Annotated in this window: 14 protein-coding genes; 7 read left to right on the forward strand and 7 right to left on the reverse strand. The window is 70.9% G+C overall.

The features are described 5' to 3' along the window. The first annotated feature begins 144 nt into the window (after nt 1-144). The 3 genes from GFH49_RS38720 to GFH49_RS38730 all read left to right on the forward strand — a co-directional run bounded on the left by GFH49_RS38720 (nt 145) and on the right by GFH49_RS38730 (nt 6259). Nucleotides 145-2940: a lysylphosphatidylglycerol synthase domain-containing protein gene (locus GFH49_RS38720; RefSeq protein WP_196218288.1), complete on the forward strand. Its 2796-nt coding sequence runs from the start codon at nt 145-147 to the stop codon at nt 2938-2940. Between the two features lie 61 nt (nt 2941-3001). Then, nucleotides 3002-4546 (forward strand): alpha/beta hydrolase, encoded by a 1545-nt coding sequence (locus GFH49_RS38725; RefSeq protein WP_155060739.1) that lies wholly within the window; start codon nt 3002-3004, stop codon nt 4544-4546. Between the two features lie 138 nt (nt 4547-4684). Continuing rightward, entirely contained in the window at nt 4685-6259 is a 1575-nt protein-coding gene (locus GFH49_RS38730; RefSeq protein WP_155060740.1) for an alpha/beta hydrolase, read from the forward strand. A gap of 62 nt (nt 6260-6321) precedes the next feature. Here the strand turns inward: GFH49_RS38730 and moeZ are convergent, their stop codons facing one another. The 7 genes from moeZ to GFH49_RS38765 all read right to left on the reverse strand — a co-directional run bounded on the left by moeZ (nt 6322) and on the right by GFH49_RS38765 (nt 15475). Continuing rightward, nucleotides 6322-7500, reverse strand: a complete 1179-nt coding sequence (gene moeZ, locus GFH49_RS38735) for an adenylyltransferase/sulfurtransferase MoeZ (RefSeq protein WP_155060741.1) — start codon at nt 7498-7500, stop codon at nt 6322-6324. Nucleotides 7501-7563: 63 nt separating this feature from the next. Then, nucleotides 7564-8313 (reverse strand): spherulation-specific family 4 protein, encoded by a 750-nt coding sequence (locus GFH49_RS38740; RefSeq protein ID WP_155060742.1) that lies wholly within the window; start codon nt 8311-8313, stop codon nt 7564-7566. Next, nucleotides 8301-9260: an NAD-dependent epimerase/dehydratase family protein gene (locus GFH49_RS38745; protein WP_155060743.1), complete on the reverse strand. Its 960-nt coding sequence runs from the start codon at nt 9258-9260 to the stop codon at nt 8301-8303. The genes GFH49_RS38740 and GFH49_RS38745 overlap by 13 nt, the downstream gene beginning before the upstream one ends. A gap of 291 nt (nt 9261-9551) precedes the next feature. Further along, nucleotides 9552-10823, reverse strand: coding sequence for a hypothetical protein (locus GFH49_RS38750; protein ID WP_155060744.1), 1272 nt, complete (start codon nt 10821-10823; stop codon nt 9552-9554). After that, on the reverse strand, nt 10820-12649 hold the full coding sequence (locus GFH49_RS38755; RefSeq protein ID WP_155060745.1) for a DUF3492 domain-containing protein: 1830 nt from the start codon (nt 12647-12649) through the stop codon (nt 10820-10822). The genes GFH49_RS38750 and GFH49_RS38755 overlap by 4 nt, the downstream gene beginning before the upstream one ends. A 283-nt stretch (nt 12650-12932) precedes the next feature. After that, nucleotides 12933-14468: a DUF3152 domain-containing protein gene (locus GFH49_RS38760; RefSeq protein ID WP_408055992.1), complete on the reverse strand. Its 1536-nt coding sequence runs from the start codon at nt 14466-14468 to the stop codon at nt 12933-12935. A gap of 8 nt (nt 14469-14476) precedes the next feature. Beyond that, nucleotides 14477-15475 (reverse strand): alpha/beta fold hydrolase, encoded by a 999-nt coding sequence (locus GFH49_RS38765; RefSeq protein WP_155060747.1) that lies wholly within the window; start codon nt 15473-15475, stop codon nt 14477-14479. 233 nt (nt 15476-15708) lie between these two features. Between GFH49_RS38765 and GFH49_RS38770 the strand changes: the two genes are divergently transcribed. From GFH49_RS38770 to GFH49_RS38785, 4 genes are all read left to right on the forward strand, one after another. Then, nucleotides 15709-15939 carry an Rv3202a family protein gene (locus tag GFH49_RS38770; protein ID WP_155060748.1) on the forward strand — a complete coding sequence of 77 codons (231 nt, stop codon included), beginning with the start codon at nt 15709-15711 and terminating at the stop codon, nt 15937-15939. Nucleotides 15940-16110: 171 nt separating this feature from the next. Beyond that, nucleotides 16111-16752, forward strand: a complete 642-nt coding sequence (locus GFH49_RS38775; protein ID WP_155060749.1) for a TetR/AcrR family transcriptional regulator — start codon at nt 16111-16113, stop codon at nt 16750-16752. A 189-nt stretch (nt 16753-16941) separates the two neighbouring features. Next, nucleotides 16942-17169, forward strand: a complete 228-nt coding sequence (locus tag GFH49_RS38780) for a DUF3107 domain-containing protein (protein ID WP_037674258.1) — start codon at nt 16942-16944, stop codon at nt 17167-17169. A gap of 268 nt (nt 17170-17437) precedes the next feature. Then, nucleotides 17438-17707 carry a hypothetical protein gene (locus GFH49_RS38785; RefSeq protein ID WP_155060750.1) on the forward strand — a complete coding sequence of 90 codons (270 nt, stop codon included), beginning with the start codon at nt 17438-17440 and terminating at the stop codon, nt 17705-17707. The last annotated feature ends 105 nt before the right edge of the window (nt 17708-17812 follow it).

Consider the following 17812-nt stretch of genomic DNA (forward strand, 5'->3'; position numbering starts at 1 on the left):
GTGACTGTGCGTATCCCTCGCCCCCTAGCGGCGCTTCGGGCAGACTGTGCGCCCCCGCGTTTGCACCCTGATGCCCCCGCGTGTCGGTGGGGCATGCCACCATCGTGCGGGCGGTGATCGGTGATACGAGATCAAGAAGAGGCGATGAAGCAGCAGGGTGTGCACCCGGAGGACGCGAAGAGCACCTCTGACGCCTCGCCGCGCCCGCACACGGCCGACACGGACGAGAAGGACGAGAAGGACGAGAAGGACACAGCCGAGGAGGCGGTGGTCGAGAGCACCTCCGGCCCGGGCGCCGAGCACTTCGACGAGGCCCATCCCGACGAGGACGAGCCGCACGCCGACGAGGTCGAGGGCGACGAACCGCTCCTGCCCGCGCGCGTGCATCGCCCTTCCGATCTGATGCGGCTCCTGGTCGGCGTGCTGGCCATCGCCGTACTGCTGGCGATCGCCGCGTTCGCGCACGGCACCACCTCGGGCCTCGAAGAGGACATCAACCGGGGCACCGGACAGGCACCCGATCTGCTCATCAAGATCGCGGGACTGGCGTCGAGCATCGCGATCCTCCTGGTACCGGTTGCATTCGCGATCGAGCGGCTGATCAAGCGGGACGGCCTGCGCATCGCCGACGGTGTGCTCGCCGCGGTACTCGCGCACGGGGTGACCCTCGCCACCGATCTGTGGGTCGCCAGAGCCGCCCCCGACTCGATCCAGGACGCGCTCACACAGCCCTCCCCGGGCGACATCCAGGCCCTCACCGACCCCGTGCACGGCTATCTCGCCCCGGTCATCGCGTACATGACGGCCGTCGGCATGTCACGTCGGCCACGCTGGCGCGCGGTGCTGTGGATCGTGCTGCTCCTGGACGCCTTCTCGATGCTCGTCACCGGCTACACCACGCCGTTCTCGATCACCCTGACGGTGCTGATCGGCTGGACCGTCGCCTACGGGACGCTGTACGCGGTCGGCTCGCCCAATGTCCGTCCTACCGGACGGACACTGATGGCGGGACTGAGGCATGTGGGCTTCCGTCCGGTGACCGCGTCCCGCGAGGACGCTCAGGAGACGACGGAGAGCGGCGACCGGGGCCGGCGCTACTTCGTCACCCTGGAGGACGGTCCGCCGCTGGACGTCACGGTCGTCGACCGCGAGCAGCAGGCGCAGGGCTTCTTCTACCGGGTGTGGCGCAACCTGACGCTGCGCGGCTTCGCCACCCGTCGCAGTCTGCAGTCGCTGCGCCAGGCGCTGGAGCAGGAGGCGCTGCTCGCCTACGCGGCCATCGCGGCCGGTGCCAACGCGCCCAAGCTGATCGCCACCTCCGAGCTCGGCCCGGACGCCGTCATGCTCGTCTACGAGCACACCGGCGGACACACGCTCGACTCGCTGGCGGACGAGGAGATCACCGACGCCCTGCTGCGCAGCACCTGGCACCAGGTGCGGGCGCTGCAGTCGCGGCGTATCGCGCACCGGCGGCTGGCGGGTGACGCGATTCTGGTGGATCGTTCCGGCACGGTGATCCTCACCGATCTGCGCGGCGGCGAGATCGCGGCCGGTGAGCTGCTGCTGCGCATGGACATCGCCCAGCTGGTGACGACACTCGGGCTGCGCGTGGGCGCCGAGCGCGCGGTGGCCTCCGCGGTCGAAGTCCTCGGTCCCGACGCCGTCGCCGACTGCCTGCCCATGCTCCAGCCCATCGCGCTGACGCGCTCCACGCACGCGACACTGCGAAGACTGGCCCGGGAGCGGGCGCAGCGCGAGCGCGACGCCGTCCTGGAGGCCTCCCGGCAGGCCAAGCAGGCCCGGCTGGACGAGGCCCACGGGGACACGAAGCCCGTACTCGACAAGCTCGACAAGCCCGACAAGAAGGCCGCGCGAGCGGAGCAGCGAGCCGAGAAGCGGGCCATCGACGAGGCCCTGGAGGAGGCGCGCGAGGAGGATCTGCTCACGCAGATCCGCCATGAGGTGCTGCGGATCAGGCCGCAGGCGCCGGTCGAGCCGGCCCGCCTGGAGCGGGTGCGTCCGCGCACGCTGATCAGCCTCATCGCCGGTGCGATCGGCGCGTACTTCCTGCTGACGCAGCTCACGCACATCGAGTTCGGTCCATTGATCGCCAACGCCGAGTGGGGCTGGGTCGCGGCGGCCGTGCTGTGCTCGGCGGCCAGCTACTTCGCGGCGGCGATGGCGCTGCTGGGGTTCGTACCGGAGCGGGTGCCGTTCCTGCGGACCGTGGCCGCCCAGGTCGCCGGGTCCTTCGTGAAGATCGTCGCCCCGGCCGCGGTGGGCGGCGTGGCTCTCAACACGCGGTTCCTGCAACGCGAGGGCGTGCGCCCGGGCCTGGCGGTGGCCAGTGTCGGCGCCTCGCAGCTGTTCGGGCTCGGCGCCCACATCACGATGCTGCTGGCCTTCGGCTATCTCACCGGCACCGAGAAGACGCCGTCTCTGTCGCCGTCCCGGACGGTCATCGCGGGTCTGCTGACGGTGGCGGTGCTGGTGCTCGTGGTGACCTCGGTGCCGTTCCTGCGGAAATTCGTCTCCACGCGCGTGAGGTCGCTGTTCGCGGGTGTCGTGCCGCGCATGCTCGACGTGCTGCAGCGGCCGCAGAAGCTGCTGACCGGCATCGGCGGCATGCTCCTGCTGACGGCCTGCTTCGTGATGTGCCTGGACGCGTCGATCCGGGCGTTCGGCAACGAATCGTCGTCGATCAGTATCGCCAGCGTCGCCGTGGTCTTCCTCGCCGGCAACGCACTGGGGTCCGCCGCTCCGACGCCGGGCGGTGTGGGAGCGGTCGAGGCGACCCTGACGGTCGGCCTGATCGCCGTGGGTCTGCCCAGCGAGGTCGCCGCGCCCGCGGTGCTGCTGTTCCGGCTGCTGACGTTGTGGCTGCCGGTGCTGCCTGGCTGGCTGGCCTTCAGCCATCTGACGCGCAAGGGCGCCCTGTAGGTCGTACCTCGTACGGCTCGCGCCCCGAGCGCACATGCATGCGCGACCGCAGGATGGGGTCATGCCCAACCGCTTCCGGCCGCGCGCCGCCGCCCTGACCGCCACCGCCGTGCTGCTGTTCGCCGTGGTGGCGGGCTGCGGCGACGGCTCCCAGGACCAGGACCTGTCGGTCCAGTCGCTGAGCTGGAAGGACTGCCCGGCCCCGTCCCAGTCGGAAGGCGGCGGAGGCACCCCGTCACCTCTGGCCGACGGCGACGAGTGGCAGTGCAGCACCATGAAGGCGCCGCTCGACTGGGACGAGCCCAAGGGCGACACCATCGACATCGCACTGATCCGCGCGAAGGCGAGCGGTGAGGAGAGCAAGCGCATCGGCTCGCTCGTCTTCAACTTCGGCGGGCCCGGCGGCTCCGGCGTCACCACGCTGCCCGCCTTCGCCGCGGATTACGCGACATTGCGCACCCGCTACGACCTGGTGAGCTTCGACCCGCGCGGGGTCGGCCGCAGCTCCGCCGTGACGTGCGAGAGCGACCAGCAGCTCGACGCCTACTTCCAGCAGGACGCCACTCCCGAGGACGCCCGCGAGCGCGCCGAGCTCCTCGACAACACCAAGAAATTCAACGCGGCCTGCGAGAAGAACTCCAAGAAGGTCCTGCCGCATGTGCGCACCACCGACGCGGCCCGCGACCTGGACCTGATGCGCCAGGTCCTCGGCGACGCCAAGCTGCACTACTTCGGCATCTCCTACGGCACCGAACTCGGCGGCGTCTACGCCCATCTGTTCCCGAAGAACGTGGGCCGTGCGGTGTTCGACGCGGTCGTCGACCCGACGCAGAACGCCGAGCAGGGCTCGCTCGGCCAGGCCGGGGGCTTCCAGCTCGCACTCGACAACTTCGCCGAGCACTGCACCTCGCAGGTCGAGGACTGTCCGATCGGCGACAGCGCGCAGGACGTCAAGGACCGCATCGTCAAGCTGCTGAAAGACCTCGACAGCAAGCCGATCACGGGCATCTTCCCTCGCCGGCTGACCCAGACCGCGGCCACCAGCGGCATCGCACAGGCGCTGTACTCGCAGGACTTCTGGGGATACCTCACTCAGGGCCTGGAGCAGGCGTACGACGGCAACGGCCAGCTCCTGATGCTGCTGTCCGACTCACTGAACGGGCGCAACGAGTACGGCGGTTACAGCAACCTCATGGCGGCCAACGTCGCCATCAACTGCGCGGACGACAAGCCGCGTTACACCCCCGGCTATGTGGAGCGGAAGCTGCCGGAGTTCCGGGCCGCCTCTCCGGTGTTCGGCGACTATCTCGCCTGGTCCATGGTCAGCTGCACGGACTGGGCCATGGCGGGCTCCGCGGACCACCCGGACGTGAGCGCGCCCGGCGCGGCTCCGATCCTGGTCGTCGGCAACACCGGCGACCCGGCAACACCGTACGAGGGTGCGCGCCGGATGGTGCAGGCGCTGGGCAAGGGCGTCGGTGTCGAGCTGACGTACAAAGGCCAGGGGCACGGCGCGTACGACAGCAAGAACAAATGCGTGCAGAGCGCGGTGAACGGCTATCTGCTGGAGGGGCAGGTCCCGGCCGCCGGGACCGTCTGCTCCTGACGTCGAGGCCAGAGCGCCAGCAAAAGTGCAGGTCAGAAGGTTATCCACAGGGTCCGGCGGGTTTTTCGGGATCCGCCTACTATGGCCTGACCGCCATCCGCAGATCCAGGCGGACGGCTTGCGAGGGGGTAAGTGCACATGGCGCGTATCGTCCGGTGGACGGCTCTGACGGCCGCCGCCGTACTGCTTGCGGCGGGCTGCGGCGGCGGCTCGTCCGACGACGGCGAGGGTGGGGAGGAGAGCAGCGGGCAGCGGTCCTCGGCCACGGCATCACCGTCCGGTACCTCCGGCACATCAGGCAGTACAGCGGACCCGCTGCCCTCCTCACTGACCTCGCAGCAGCTGGACTGGGGGCGCTGCGAGGCCACCGCGGACTCACCGGCGCCGGGCGGCGACTGGCAGTGCGCGACGCTCAGGGCGCCGCTGGACTGGGCGAAGCCGGACGGCAAGACGATCGGCCTCGGGCTGATCCGCGCCGCGGCCACGGGGGACGACCGCATCGGCTCGCTGCTGGTCAACTTCGGTGGCCCGGGCGGCTCGGGGGTCTCCACCCTGCCGTCGTACGAGTCCACGTTCTCCGCGCTGGGCGAGCGCTACGACCTGGTGAGCTGGGACCCGCGCGGGGTCGCCGCCAGTGAGGGCGTCCGCTGCCGTGGCGACAAGGAGATCCAGGCCGCCGAGGACATCGACGTCACTCCGGACACCGCGGCGGAAGAAACGGCCTACCTTCAGGACGCGGCCGACTTCGCGAAGGGCTGCGAGCAGGACGCCGGGGAGCTGATGGCGCATGTGTCCACCACGGACACCGCCCGCGACATGGATCTCATGCGCCAGGTCCTCGGGGACGCCAAGCTGCACTACTTCGGCATCTCCTACGGCACCGAACTCGGCGGCGTCTACGCCCACTTGTTCCCGCGGAACGTGGGGCGGCTGATCCTCGACGCCGTCGTCGATCCGACCGTCGGGACGGTAGGCCACGCCGAGAACCAGACCAGGGGCTTCCAGCGCGCGCTGGACAACTACTTGAAGTCCACCGGCCAGGACCCCGAGGAGGGCTCGCAGGAGATCGCGGACCTGCTGGACCGGATCGACGCGGATCCGCTGCCGACGTCGTCCGGGCGGGAGCTGACGCAGACACTCGCGATCACCGGCATCGTGCTGCCGCTGTACAGCCAGTCGTCCTGGCCGACCCTGACCAGTGCCCTGGCAGCGGCGGAGGACGGCGACGGCTCCGAACTCCTGGCGCTCGCCGACGGCTACAACGAGCGCGACCCATCGGGGCACTACGGCACGACGACCCACTCACAACGGGTCATATCGTGCTTGGACGACAAGGAGCGGCCGACCGCCGCCGAGGCGAAGAAGCTGCTGCCGAGGTTCGAGGAGATCTCGCCGGTGTTCGGGGACTTCCTCGGCTGGGACACGGCCGGCTTCTGCCACGACTGGCCGGTGCCCGGACAGCACGAGACTCCGGAGGTGAGCGCGCCTGGTGCGGCACCGATCCTGGTGGTCGGCACCACCGGCGACCCGGCGACGCCGTACGAGGGCGCCCGCAAGATGGCGGACGAACTGGGCCGGGGCGTCGGTGTGATGCTGACCTGGGAGGGCGAGGGTCACGGCGCGTACGGCAACGGGAACGACTGCGTGGACTCGACCGTGAACGCGTATCTGCTCGACGGCAACGTGCCGGAGGACGGCAAGGTCTGCTCATGACGACGGCGGGGGCCGCGCGCACCCGTGGTGCATGCGACCCCCGCCGTACGGGAGGCCTGACGTCAGTAGACGGGCTTGCTCGGCTCGATCTGGTTGACCCAGCCGATCACGCCGCCGCCGACGTGCACCGCGTCCGCGAAGCCCGCGGACTTCAGCACGGCGAGGACTTCCGCACTGCGGACACCCGTCTTGCAGTGCAGGACGATCTTCTTGTCCTGCGGCAGGGACTCCAGGGCGCTGCCCATGAGGAACTCGTTCTTCGGGATCAGCTTGGCGCCCGGGATGGAGACGATCTCGTACTCGTTGATCTCGCGGACGTCGATGATCTCGATGTTCTCGCCGTCGTCGATCCACTCCTTGAGCTGCTTCGGAGTGATCGTCGAGCCGGCCGCGGCCTCCTGGGCCTCCTCGGAGACGACGCCGCAGAACGCCTCGTAGTCGATGAGTTCGGTGACCGTCGGGTTCTCGCCGCAGACCGCGCAGTTCGGGTCCTTGCGAACCTTGACCTGGCGGTACTGCATCTCCAGGGCGTCATAGATCATCAGTCGGCCGACGAGCGGCTCGCCGGTGCCGGTGAGGACCTTGATCGCCTCGGTGACCTGAATGGAGCCGATGGACGCGCACAGCACGCCCAGGACGCCGCCCTCGGCGCAGGAGGGGACCATGCCGGGGGGCGGGGGCTCCGGGTAGAGGCAGCGGTAGCAGGGGCCGTGCTCGGACCAGAAGACGGAGGCCTGACCGTCGAAGCGGTAGATCGAACCCCAGACGTACGGCTTGTTCAGCAGCACGCAGGCGTCGTTGACCAGGTAGCGGGTCGCGAAGTTGTCCGTGCCGTCGACGATCAGGTCGTACTGGCTGAAGATGTCCATCACGTTGTCGGCCTCAAGCCGCTCCTCGTGAAGGATCACGTTCACGTACGGGTTGATGCCCTTGACGGAGTCACGGGCCGACTCGGCCTTGGAGCGGCCGATGTCCGCCTGGCTGTGGATGATCTGGCGCTGCAGGTTCGACTCGTCGACCTCGTCGAACTCCACGATGCCGAGGGTGCCGACGCCCGCGGCGGCCAGGTACATCAGCGCCGGCGAGCCCAGGCCGCCGGCGCCCACACAGAGCACCTTGGCGTTCTTCAGCCGCTTCTGCCCGTCCATCCCGACGTCGGGGATGATCAGGTGACGGGAGTACCTGCGGACCTCGTCTACGGTGAGCTCAGGAGCTGGCTCGACCAGGGGTGGCAGCGACACGGGGGCTCCGTTGGTCGGTCAATCACTACAGTTGTTCTTCCCGTAACAGTGCCATGTCCTTTTTCATTCCGAGACACCCGTTCCGACCCGCGAGACGATTTCGTCCCAGTAGCCGGGCATCGTCTCCCAGGGGTCGGTGCGGCCGCCGTGGTCCGTGCGGTCGGTGAAGTAGATCGTCGAGGCGCCTTGCCAGCGGGCGATGCGCAGGGCCTCGTCGAGGTGGCCGAGGGGCACTCCGTGCACGAAGTGGCAAAAGCGCTCGGGCGGGTGGTCGGCAGTCCACTCCGCTACCTGCGACCAGCGGTAGTCGCTCCACGGGCCGGAGAACGTGACCAGCTGGTCGGCGCTGTCCGCGTAGCCGGGGTGGGGATGGGTGCCGTGGCCGAGGACGATATGGGGGTCGTCACTGATCGCGCGGAGCGTGGTGACCGTGCGGTGGATCTCCGGGAGCGCGGCACCTTCGCTGGGGCAGCGGTCCAGGAAGAAGCCGTCGACCCGGTACCAGTCGAGATAGCGGTGCGCTTCGGAGATCAGCTCGCCGAAGATCCGGGCGCCGTAGGTGGTGTCGAGGTGGCCGAGGACGCGCAGGCCCGCGTTGCGGAGTCGGCCGGCCGCTTCCAGGCAGTGCGGGTCGGGACGGGTGCCCGGTCCGTCGGCGACGTTGAGCGCGGCCCAGTGCACGGGCGTGCCGGGTCGGGTGAGTTCGGCCCACTCGGTGGGCGCGACGAGGGGGTGCGCGAAACCCGGGATGCCGAAGCCGGTGCGCAGGTCCGTGCTCGCCGTGCTCGGTTCGGTGCTGGTCAGATGCGGCATGCCGCCTCCATCCAGATGTCGGCGAGGGACTCTTCGAGATTGATCCGGGGGCGCCAGCCGAGCCGGTCGCGTGCAGTGCGCACATCGGCCTGCTGCCAGCTGCCGCAGCCGTCCGGGTACGGGTACGCGACCGGGGCCGCGTGGTCTGATTCGGAGCGGGGGTGGCCGATGGATGCCCTCAAAGCGCCAGGGTGTCCGTCGAGTTCATGGAGGGCTCCGCCGTATCCGGCCACGCGCGCGAGGACCGCGGCGGCATCACGGAGGCGGACGGCACGGCCGGAGCCGATGTTGATGACGCCCTGCGCGGCGGAGAGCGAGGCGGCGTGCACGGCGCGGGCGACGTCGCGTACGTCGATGAAGTCGCGCTGGACGCCGAGGCCACCGAGCTTGAGTTCGCCGTCTCCGGACTGCATGGCGCGGCGCATGGCCTCCGCCAGCCGGCCCAGCGGGGAGCCGGCGGGGGTACCGGGGCCCGCCGGTGAGAAGACGCGGAGGACCACGGCGTCCAGGCCGGAGCCGAGGACGAGTTCGGTGGCGGCGAGTTTGCTGACGCCGTACGGGCCTCCGGGGCGGGGGACGGCGTCCTCTGCCGTGGAGGAGCCGGACTGGCTGGGCCCGTACTCGGCGCCGCAGCCGATCTGGACGAGGCGGGCGCCGCAGCCGCTGCGGCGAAGAGCCTCGCAGACCGTGGCCACGGCGACGGTGTTGTGGCGGGTGAGTTCGCGGGCGCCGCCTCGGGTGGCGCCGGCGCAGTTGACGACGACGCCGGGGTGCACCGCGTCGAGGAAGCGGGTGAGCGCGCCGGGGCTGCCGGACGCGAGGTCGAAGCGGACGTCCGCGTCGTCGCCGCGGCCGAGTGCGGTGAGCTGGACGGCCGGGTCGGCGAGCAGACGGTCGGCGACGAAGCGGCCGAGGTATCCGTTGGCTCCGATCAGCAGGACCCTCATCGGGCGGCTCCCGGGGCCGAGATTCCGGGTCGGGAGGTGATCATCTGGGGTTCTCCTTCTCGGGGGTGATGGTTCGGGGCGGCCGGCACACAGCCGACCGGCCGGGAGGTGTGTCGCCCGCTGTCGCGTCACATGTCATGGCGACACGTCCGATGCGTGCGCCACGACGACGCCTCCAACGCGCGTGCCACGGCGACTCGGCCGATGGGCGTGCATGCCCGGCACGTCCGATGCGCGTCGTGTGCCGGCACGTCCGATGCGCGTCGTGTGGTGAACCGTCCGATGCGCGTCTCATGCCGCCCCCTCCGTTCGCGCGTGGGCCGACGCCTTCGTCAGTCGGCGGTTCGCGTGGAGCAGGAGGGTCAGGGCCGCGGCACAGCAGGCGAGGGCGGGGACGGCGCCCGGGCCCCAGGTCTCGACGAGTGTGTCGACCGGGATGGCCAGGAAGCCGCAGCCGGGGAGGCGGCCCGCGAAGACCGTGGCCAGCGCCGCTCCTTCGACCGTGGCCGTCGCGATGAGGACGACGCCGGGGGCGTACGTGAAGCCGTGGGCCGTGAGGAGGCGGGCCAGGAACAGGAGGGCACCCAGGGTGACCGTCTGGGCGTAGGCCGCGGGCTCGTCCAGGGCTGCGCCGGTCAGGGCCAGGAGGGAGGTCAGGGCGCACAGGTACAGGGCGAACGTGCCGCACAGCAGGGGCCGTACGGAGGAGGTGAACTCGGTCAGGCCCCGACTGGCCGTCAGTTTGCGGCGGGCTCGGGCGGCGAAGAGATGGGCGCTCCACGCCGCGGGGGCGCAGGCCAGGGTGAGGGCCAGGACCGGTGCGGTGGCCAGGGGCCAGGGACCGCTGGTGCCGGTGGGCAGGCCGTCGGGTCCTCCGGCCACGGCCACGCGGAGCAGCCCGTCGCCGAGGACGGCGTAGGCCACCAGCCAGCACGTCCAGAGGCCGGTGCCCGGCGCGGGCGTGCGGTCCTTTGTGGCGAGCGGGCCGCGGGACAGGACCGCGCGGACGGCCAGAGCCACGGCCAGGACGCCGACGGCTGCCGTGATCAGGCGTGATTGGCCGTGGGTGAGGCGGAGGCCGGCCAGCGTGGCCGCGCACAGCGCGCCCGGCAGCAGCGCGAGCAGCGCCCAGTCGGCTCGGCGCCGGGAGGCTGCCGGCGGCGTGGGACGGTGGGTTGTCCCGCCGTCGCGCGGGACGCGGGCGTACATCTCCTCCGCCAGGGAGAACACGTCCCGGTGACGGAAGCGGGACGCGGTGCGGTCGGTGACGCCGTGGGCCTCCAGGCCGGCCGCGATCTCCAGGGGATCCACGGCGCGTTCGCACAGCTCACGGTGACGGTGCATCAGTGCCTTCACCGGGTCCGCGGCGGCGGCACGGCGCCCGGGACCATGGGCAGGGGCGTCGTCGGAGGCGGGCTTGGTGTGCTCTTCCCCGCTCCGTGAGTGCGGCTGCCCGTCATCCCGCAGGCACGCCGCTCCCGACAGCCACTCCTCCGAGCGCATGTCCCACGCTGCGGCGCCGGCCGGTGGGCCGGGGCGGTCGAGTTCGCCCAGGTCGCTCATCGTGCTCCCTCCGTCGCGGGGACGGGGCCGCCCGTCGCAGAAACGGAGCCACCCGTCGCAGCTACGGGACCTCCCCTCGCTGATACGGGTCCACTCGCCCGTACCGGCCCTCCCGTCGCCCAGCCGGGGCCGCCGCGGGCCGCCACGCGGGCCGCCGGGGCGGTCCAGCGGCCGGGGACGTGGGCCTCGGCGGGGACACCGAACGGCAGGGGTTCTCCGGTGTCGTCGAGGACGACCCGGCGGACCGGGCTCTGCGAGACGATCTCCAGGTAAATGCCGTGGAACGCTGCGGTGTTCTGCTCGACCGTGAAGAGTTCGAGCGCGCGGGCGCGGGCGGCGGCGCCCAGGCGTGCACGGCGCTCGGGAGCTCGGAGCAGCGCCACGCACGCCTCGGCGAGCGCCCGCGGATTGCGCGGCGGCACGACCAGTCCGGTGCCGCCGATGACCTCCACAACGGCGCCGACGTCGGTGGACACCGTGGCACGGCCGCAGAGCATGGCCTCGACGAGGCCGAGGGGGAAGCCCTCGACGACGCTGGACAGGACGGTCACCGCTCCCCCGGCGTATGCCTCGGCGAGCGTCGGCGCCTCGGGCCCGCCGATCTCCTCGAAGGCCACCGGGTTACGGCCGATCGCGTGCGGTCCCTCCGCCTCGTCCGGGAAGAGCTGTGCGGCGAGTGCCTTGCAGTGGACCAGGTAGGCCGTGCCCTCGGCGCCCGAGGGTGTGCCGACGATCCGCAGCCGGGTCTTCGGTTCCTCCTTGCGGACCTCCGCGAAGGCGTGCAGCAGCGAGACCAGATCCTTGGTGGGTTCGATCCGGCCGACCCAGACCAGGGTGTCCGGATCCGCGCACTCCGGCGCCTCGCCCACCTCCGTGAAGCGGGCGGCCTCCATGCCCGGGTAGACCGTGCGCAGCTTGTCGCGATCGGCGCCGCAGCGCTCCTGCCAGCGGCGGGCGTGCGAGTTGCCGGGTGTGATGACGGCCGCCCGGCGGTAGATCTCGGCGGCCAGCCGACCGTGGAAGGCCGCGAGCAGGGCCCGTACGGCGGGTGCCGCGTCGCCGGCGGTCAGATAGTGCGTGCGCAGTTGTACGCCGTACTCGGTCACCAGCAGCGGTACGCCCGAGAAGTGGCGGGCGACCAGTCCGGGCAGGGCGGCCGGGCCGCCGGACGCGGCGTGGCACAGGTCGACCGAGCCGAGCCCGTCGTCCTCGTACCAGTCGAGCGAGAGGGGGCGCAGGACGCGTTCCAGTTGCGCGGCGACGGTGAGGAGTTCGGGTACGCGCGCCTCCCGCGCCGTGCGCAGGGCGCCGGGCGCGCGACATGCGCGTTCGAGGGCGCGTACGGCGGTCTCGGAGCGAAGCGCTCCCACCAGGCCGCCCTCGTCTCGGGCGAGTTCGGCAAGTCCGTACAGCGCACTGCCGAAACGGTCCGCCTCAGAGGTGGGCGCCGTCCCAGAGGCGGCCGCTGCCCCAGAGGCGGCGGCAGCCCCAGCAGTGCCCCCCGCGTCCACGCCGGCCTCCGCCCCGCTGCCCCTCGTCGCGCACAGCACGGCCGCCAACTCGCCGTAGCAGTCGGCGAAACGCCGTCGCGCGCGCCGCCCGTACCGGACGCCGTCGTCCTCGGCCGTCCACAGCGGTGCCGCCTGTACCCGGCCGACCTGCGACGGCAGCGGCACCCAGCCCTCGTCCTCCTGGCGTGCGCTGCGGCTGAGCGCGTAGACCTCGAACTCGTGCTGCTCAAGCCCGCGCACGAGCCGGTCGCACCACAGCCTGGCGTCACCGCTCACATACGGATAGCCACCTTCCGTAAGCAGTCCGATGCGCACGAGTGCACCCCCGATCTCCCATATGGGGAGCCGCCGTTGACTCGACGGCTCGCAGCGGGAAGAACGTATGCGGACAAGGCGGTGGCGCGACGGACGGTTGTCCATCACGCCACCAAAAGGGGTGAACGGTCGTAACTTTCCCGTGCGGGTCACGTTCGATCGCGCTAAGAGATCAAGCAGTTACGTTTCGCTAGATCACGGCCAGCCGCGACCCGAGCACTGACGCGGCGTACGGGGGCCAGATCGTGGGCGATGAAATCAGCGCAGCGGCCCCGGTGAGGGGTCAGCTCCCGGGATACGGCCAGGGGTTGGCCCGGCAGCGGATCCCGTCGTGGTCGAGGAACTTGGTCTGCTGCTGCATGACCGGGGCGAGGTCGCCGTCCTTGTCGCAGGTGACGTGGCTGTAGCCGAGACGGTGACCGACCTCGTGGTTGATCAGCATCTGCCGGTACGCGTGTATCTGATCGCCGTACGTCTTCGCCCCCTGCGCCCAGCGATAGGCGTTGATCATCACGCGTTCCGTCGCCGCGGAGTCGCAGGACACGTTGTCCTCGGTCGTGTCCAGGCCCGACTTGGCGCACCAGTCGGCGGTGGTGCCGGGGCTGGCGAGCGTGATCACGAAGTCGGGCTTGCCGGAGTAGATGCGCTCGAAGGTACGGGCGCCGTTGTGGGCCCAGCTCCGGTCGTCGTTGAGCGTCTCCTGCACGGCCTGCGCGAAGAGTTCACCGTCGAGGTCGAGCCCCTGCTCCACGTCCACGCGGTAGGTGTACTTCTGCCCCGTGCCGGGCGCCTTGTCGATGCCGGCGATGGCGTCGAACTTGCCGGAGCCGTCGAGCGTCGGGCTGAGCGCGTACTTCTGGTCCATCTTCTGCGCATACGTCAGCGGTGCCACGCTCGGCGACGTGGAGGGCGTCGGCCGCCCGTCCGCGCGCGAGGCACCGTCGCGGGCGTCCCGGGACTGGTCGGTGGCGGACTGCGACCGTACGGTGTCGTCGTCGCGCCCCCCGGTGACCTGGCCGGCCACGACAACGGCCAGCACGGTCGTGACAGCGAGGGCCGCGATGCCCGTGAAGGTCCGCCCCTTGCCGCCCTTGGCCTGCACGGGCTCGCCGGTGGGCGGCGCGTCGTCGGCGTCGTCCTCGGTGTCGTTCGCGAGGCCGGTCGCCCCGGCGGACCACTCGGTGACGGAGGCATACGGATCGGAGGCGGGTGTACGGGGTGAGAAGGCGTCGACTTCCTCGTCGAACGCGGCGAGGTACTCCTGGCGCGGCCCACCCGGAGGTGCCTGCCGCTGTCGCGGTATCGCGGCGCCGGGCCCGGCCGGAGCCCCGTACCCGCCCCCGCCGCGTCCGCTCGGCTCGCCCCAGCCCTCACCGGGTTCCCGCTGCTCAGGGTGCCCACCCCGGGCTTGGGGGACACCACGCGCGGGCGTGCCGTCGGCGTAACGGGGGGTGCCATGAGCGGGGGTGCCGTCGGGCAACCGCGGGAAACCATGAGCCGGCGTCCCATCAGGCAACCGCGGGAAACCATGAGCCGGCGTCCCATCAGGCAACCGCGGGAAACCATGAGCCGGCGTCCCCTCGGGAACCCTTGGCGCACCACGAGCCGGGGTCCCGTCCGCAAGCCTCGGAAAGCCGTACGCCGGCGTGCCGCCAGGGACCCTCGGCCCACCGCGTGGCGAGGAGCCGCCAGGAACCCTCGGTACACCCCGTGGTGAGGAACCGTCAGGAACCCTCGGCTCACTCCGGGCCGGAGTGCCGTCGGAACCACCCTCGGCCGCACCCTTGGGCGCGGGTCCGCGCCGGCTGTGGCGTCCCACCTCGCCCCTCAGCTCCCCGCGGTCTCGACGGCAGTCCCCGTGACGGCATTCAACTCACCGGTGTCGGCGAGGAGTTCCCGGAAGGCCCGCGCCACCACCTCGGGGTACTCCATCATCGCCACGTGACCGGCATCCGGCAAGGACAGCAGCCGGGAGGAGCGGAAGGAACGCGCCGCCCTCTGGCTCATGCGGTAGCCGACGAGTTGGTCCCGGCCACCATAGATGAGAAGGGTCGGCGCCAGGACGCGCTCGGCCTGGCGCCACAGCCCGTGCTGGCCACCCAGCGTGTACGCGTTGACGATCCCGCGCGCGGAGCGTGCCAGCGCGTCCCAGAAGTACGGCAGTTGCAGCCGCCGCGTCATCTCCTGCACGGCGTTGTCGAACTCCTCGGGCGTCACGCGCCCGCGATCGCCGTAGCAGAGCCCCATCACCCCGCGCACCCGCTGCTCCGCTGACCAGTCCTTGCTGTACCGGGTGAACAGGGGCGCCACGCCGGGCAGCGCCAGCAGGGCCGTCGGAACGGCGGTGGGCTGGATGCGCAGTTCCGGAAGCGCGGGGGACACGAGGGTGAGCGTGCGGATCAGGTCGGGGCGCACGGCGGCGACGCGGGTGGAGACCGCGCCGCCCAGCGAATTGCCGAAGATGTGCACGGGGCCGCGCCCGGAGGCGTCGAGATAACGGATCACCGCGCGGGCGTGCGCGGTGATCGAGTAGTCGCCGTCGTCCGGTGGCGGGGAGTCGCCGAAGCCGGGGAGGTCGAGGGCCTCGCTGTCGACATGCGCGTCGAGCAACGGCATCAGTCCCGACCAGTTCTGCGAGGAGCCGCCGAGTCCGTGGACGTACAGCGCGGGCGGAAGGCCTTCGCGGGCCGCGGGCCTCGACCGGACCGTCAGCGTGATCCCCGGCAGCCGCACCGACCTGAGCCGCTCGCCCTCCGCGACCCTGACGGGCGACACCTTCGGGAGCGCACTGCTGGCAGGTGCGGACGGCAGCTCGGTCGAAGACATGCAGCAATGTTACGAGACGATCACGCAGTGGTTCATGTGTTCGCCATCACAACCAACGCCCCCTGCCCCACGGGAACTCACGCGAGCCCACACCCCCGCCCCGCACGAACTCCACGTCACGATCCGGACGCGGATCGCATAGCGTCCGGATCGGGTGTCTCCTAGGCTCGTAAAGAGGGCACCCGCATGTGGCCCCTGCTTCCCCGGGGACGTTCGTAGGAAGGGAGCCCGTCATGGCCGTAGACCCGACCGATCCTGACACCTTCGAGGAGTTCGAGGAGTTCCAGGAGAGCGACGAGGACATCGACGTCGAGGCCCCGGAAGGCGATGCCGCCGAACAGCACGCCGATGTCGCGCCGGACCGCGACGACTCACTGAACGGCGTGGACCCGGACCGCGCCAGCGAGGCGGATCTTCTGGAACAGGCCCGCGTGGTGTCACTGGACGAGGACGACTACCGGTGAGCAGCGACGAGACGGCACAATGCCCGACCCGCCCCTGTTTCAAACCTTTCACACCACTTTCGTAGCCGTCCGGTCCGTGAAATTCTGCGCTCGTACCGCGCACACCACGGTTACCGAAAAGTACGATGGCCGCGCGGCGCACACCGCATGTGGACGACTTTGGGAGGCGGCGTGACAGCCATCGAGCAGACAGAGGCGGCACGCCCGAGGGGCACGCGCCTGCCGCGCCGAGCCCGGCGGAACCAGCTTCTGGGCGCCGCCCAGGAAGTCTTCGTGGCACAGGGCTACCACGCGGCCGCGATGGACGACATCGCCGAGCGCGCCGGGGTCAGCAAGCCGGTGCTCTACCAGCACTTCCCGGGCAAGCTCGACCTCTACCTCGCCCTGCTGGACCAGCACTGCGAGTCCTTGATCCAGTCCGTACGCCACGCGCTGGCGTCGACGACCGACAACAAGCAGCGCGTACGGGCGACGATGGACGCGTACTTCGCGTACGTCGAGGACGACGGCGGCGCCTTCCGCCTGGTCTTCGAGTCCGACCTGACGAACGAGCCCGCGGTACGCGAGCGCGTCGACAAGGTCACCAATGAGTGCGCCGAGGCGATCTGCGACGTGATCGCCGAGGACACCGGCCTCTCGCGCGCCGAGTCGATGCTGCTCGCCTCCGGTCTGGGCGGCCTCGCCCAGGTGGTGGCACGCTCCTGGCTGCACAGTGACCGCAGCGTCCCACGCGACCAGGCGGTCCAGCTGCTGACCTCGCTGGCCTGGCGGGGCATCGCGGGCTTCCCGCTGCACGGCATCGACCACCACTGACCGCCGTACAACAGCGCGCACCGCTGACGGCCGTATGCCGGCGCGCACCGCATACCGTCCGTTTGTTCCCGCCTGTTGTTCGCTCCTGGCGTTCCCCCGCGCAACGTGTACATCCCCTCACCGGGCTAATGTGTGCTGCGTACGGCGCGGAAGGTCGCGCACTTCACTGACCGTCGGAGGGACATAGCCGTGGAGGTCAAGATCGGCGTGCAGCACGCGCCCCGCGAGATCGTTCTGGAGAGCGGTCAGAGTGCCGAGGAGGTCGAGCGGGCGGTGTCCGAAGCGCTGGCCGGCAAGTCGGCGCTGCTGAGCCTCGTGGACGAACACGGCCGCAAGGTCCTGGTCCCGGCGGACCGCCTCGCCTACGTCGAGCTCGGCGAGCCGGCGCCACGCAAGGTGGGCTTCGGCGCCCTGTAGTCACGCGTGAAGGAAATACGCGAAGTAGGGCCCGGCGGTCGGTCGCTCGACCGCCGGGCCCTTTCCTTGTCCGCTGGCTTCCCCCTGACTTCCCTTCCCCCCTGGCTTCCCCTGGCTTCCCCCTGGCTTCCCCCTGGCTTCCCCCTGGCCGGTTTCCTTCACAGACGGAGCACATATCGAGCACAGAGGAGGATTGCATTCCGCAGGTCACGGGTATGACGGGCTACGTCCGTGGTGCGCAGGCAGGCCGTGTGGGAGGGACCTCGTCATGATCTTGGAAGCGCTTGGCTCCGCAGTGCTCGGCCTCGCACTGGCCTGGGCCGCGATCCACCGCCTCTCGCACCGCCTCCCCGCCCGCCGCCTGGTCGTCCCGACCGGCGTCGCAGGCGCTGTCTTCGGCGCTTTCCTCACCCAGGGCGCCCTGGACGCAGGCAACGTCCTGCTGATCCTGATCGGCGCGGCAACCGTCTCCGCAGCCTCCCTGTCCCTCCTCCTGCGCCCATCGGGAAGACTCCGCCGACGATCGGCAACGGCGTAAAGGACAACCGCGCAGCCCCTAGAACGCCGTTCACCCTTCAGGGGCGCGGGGAACTGCGCGACCAGCCCCCACCACCCCGCGGCCGCGAATCGGCAGAAGCACCCC

The sequence above is a fragment of the Streptomyces blattellae genome, from assembly GCF_009709555.1.
Lineage (GTDB): Bacteria > Actinomycetota > Actinomycetes > Streptomycetales > Streptomycetaceae > Streptomyces > Streptomyces blattellae.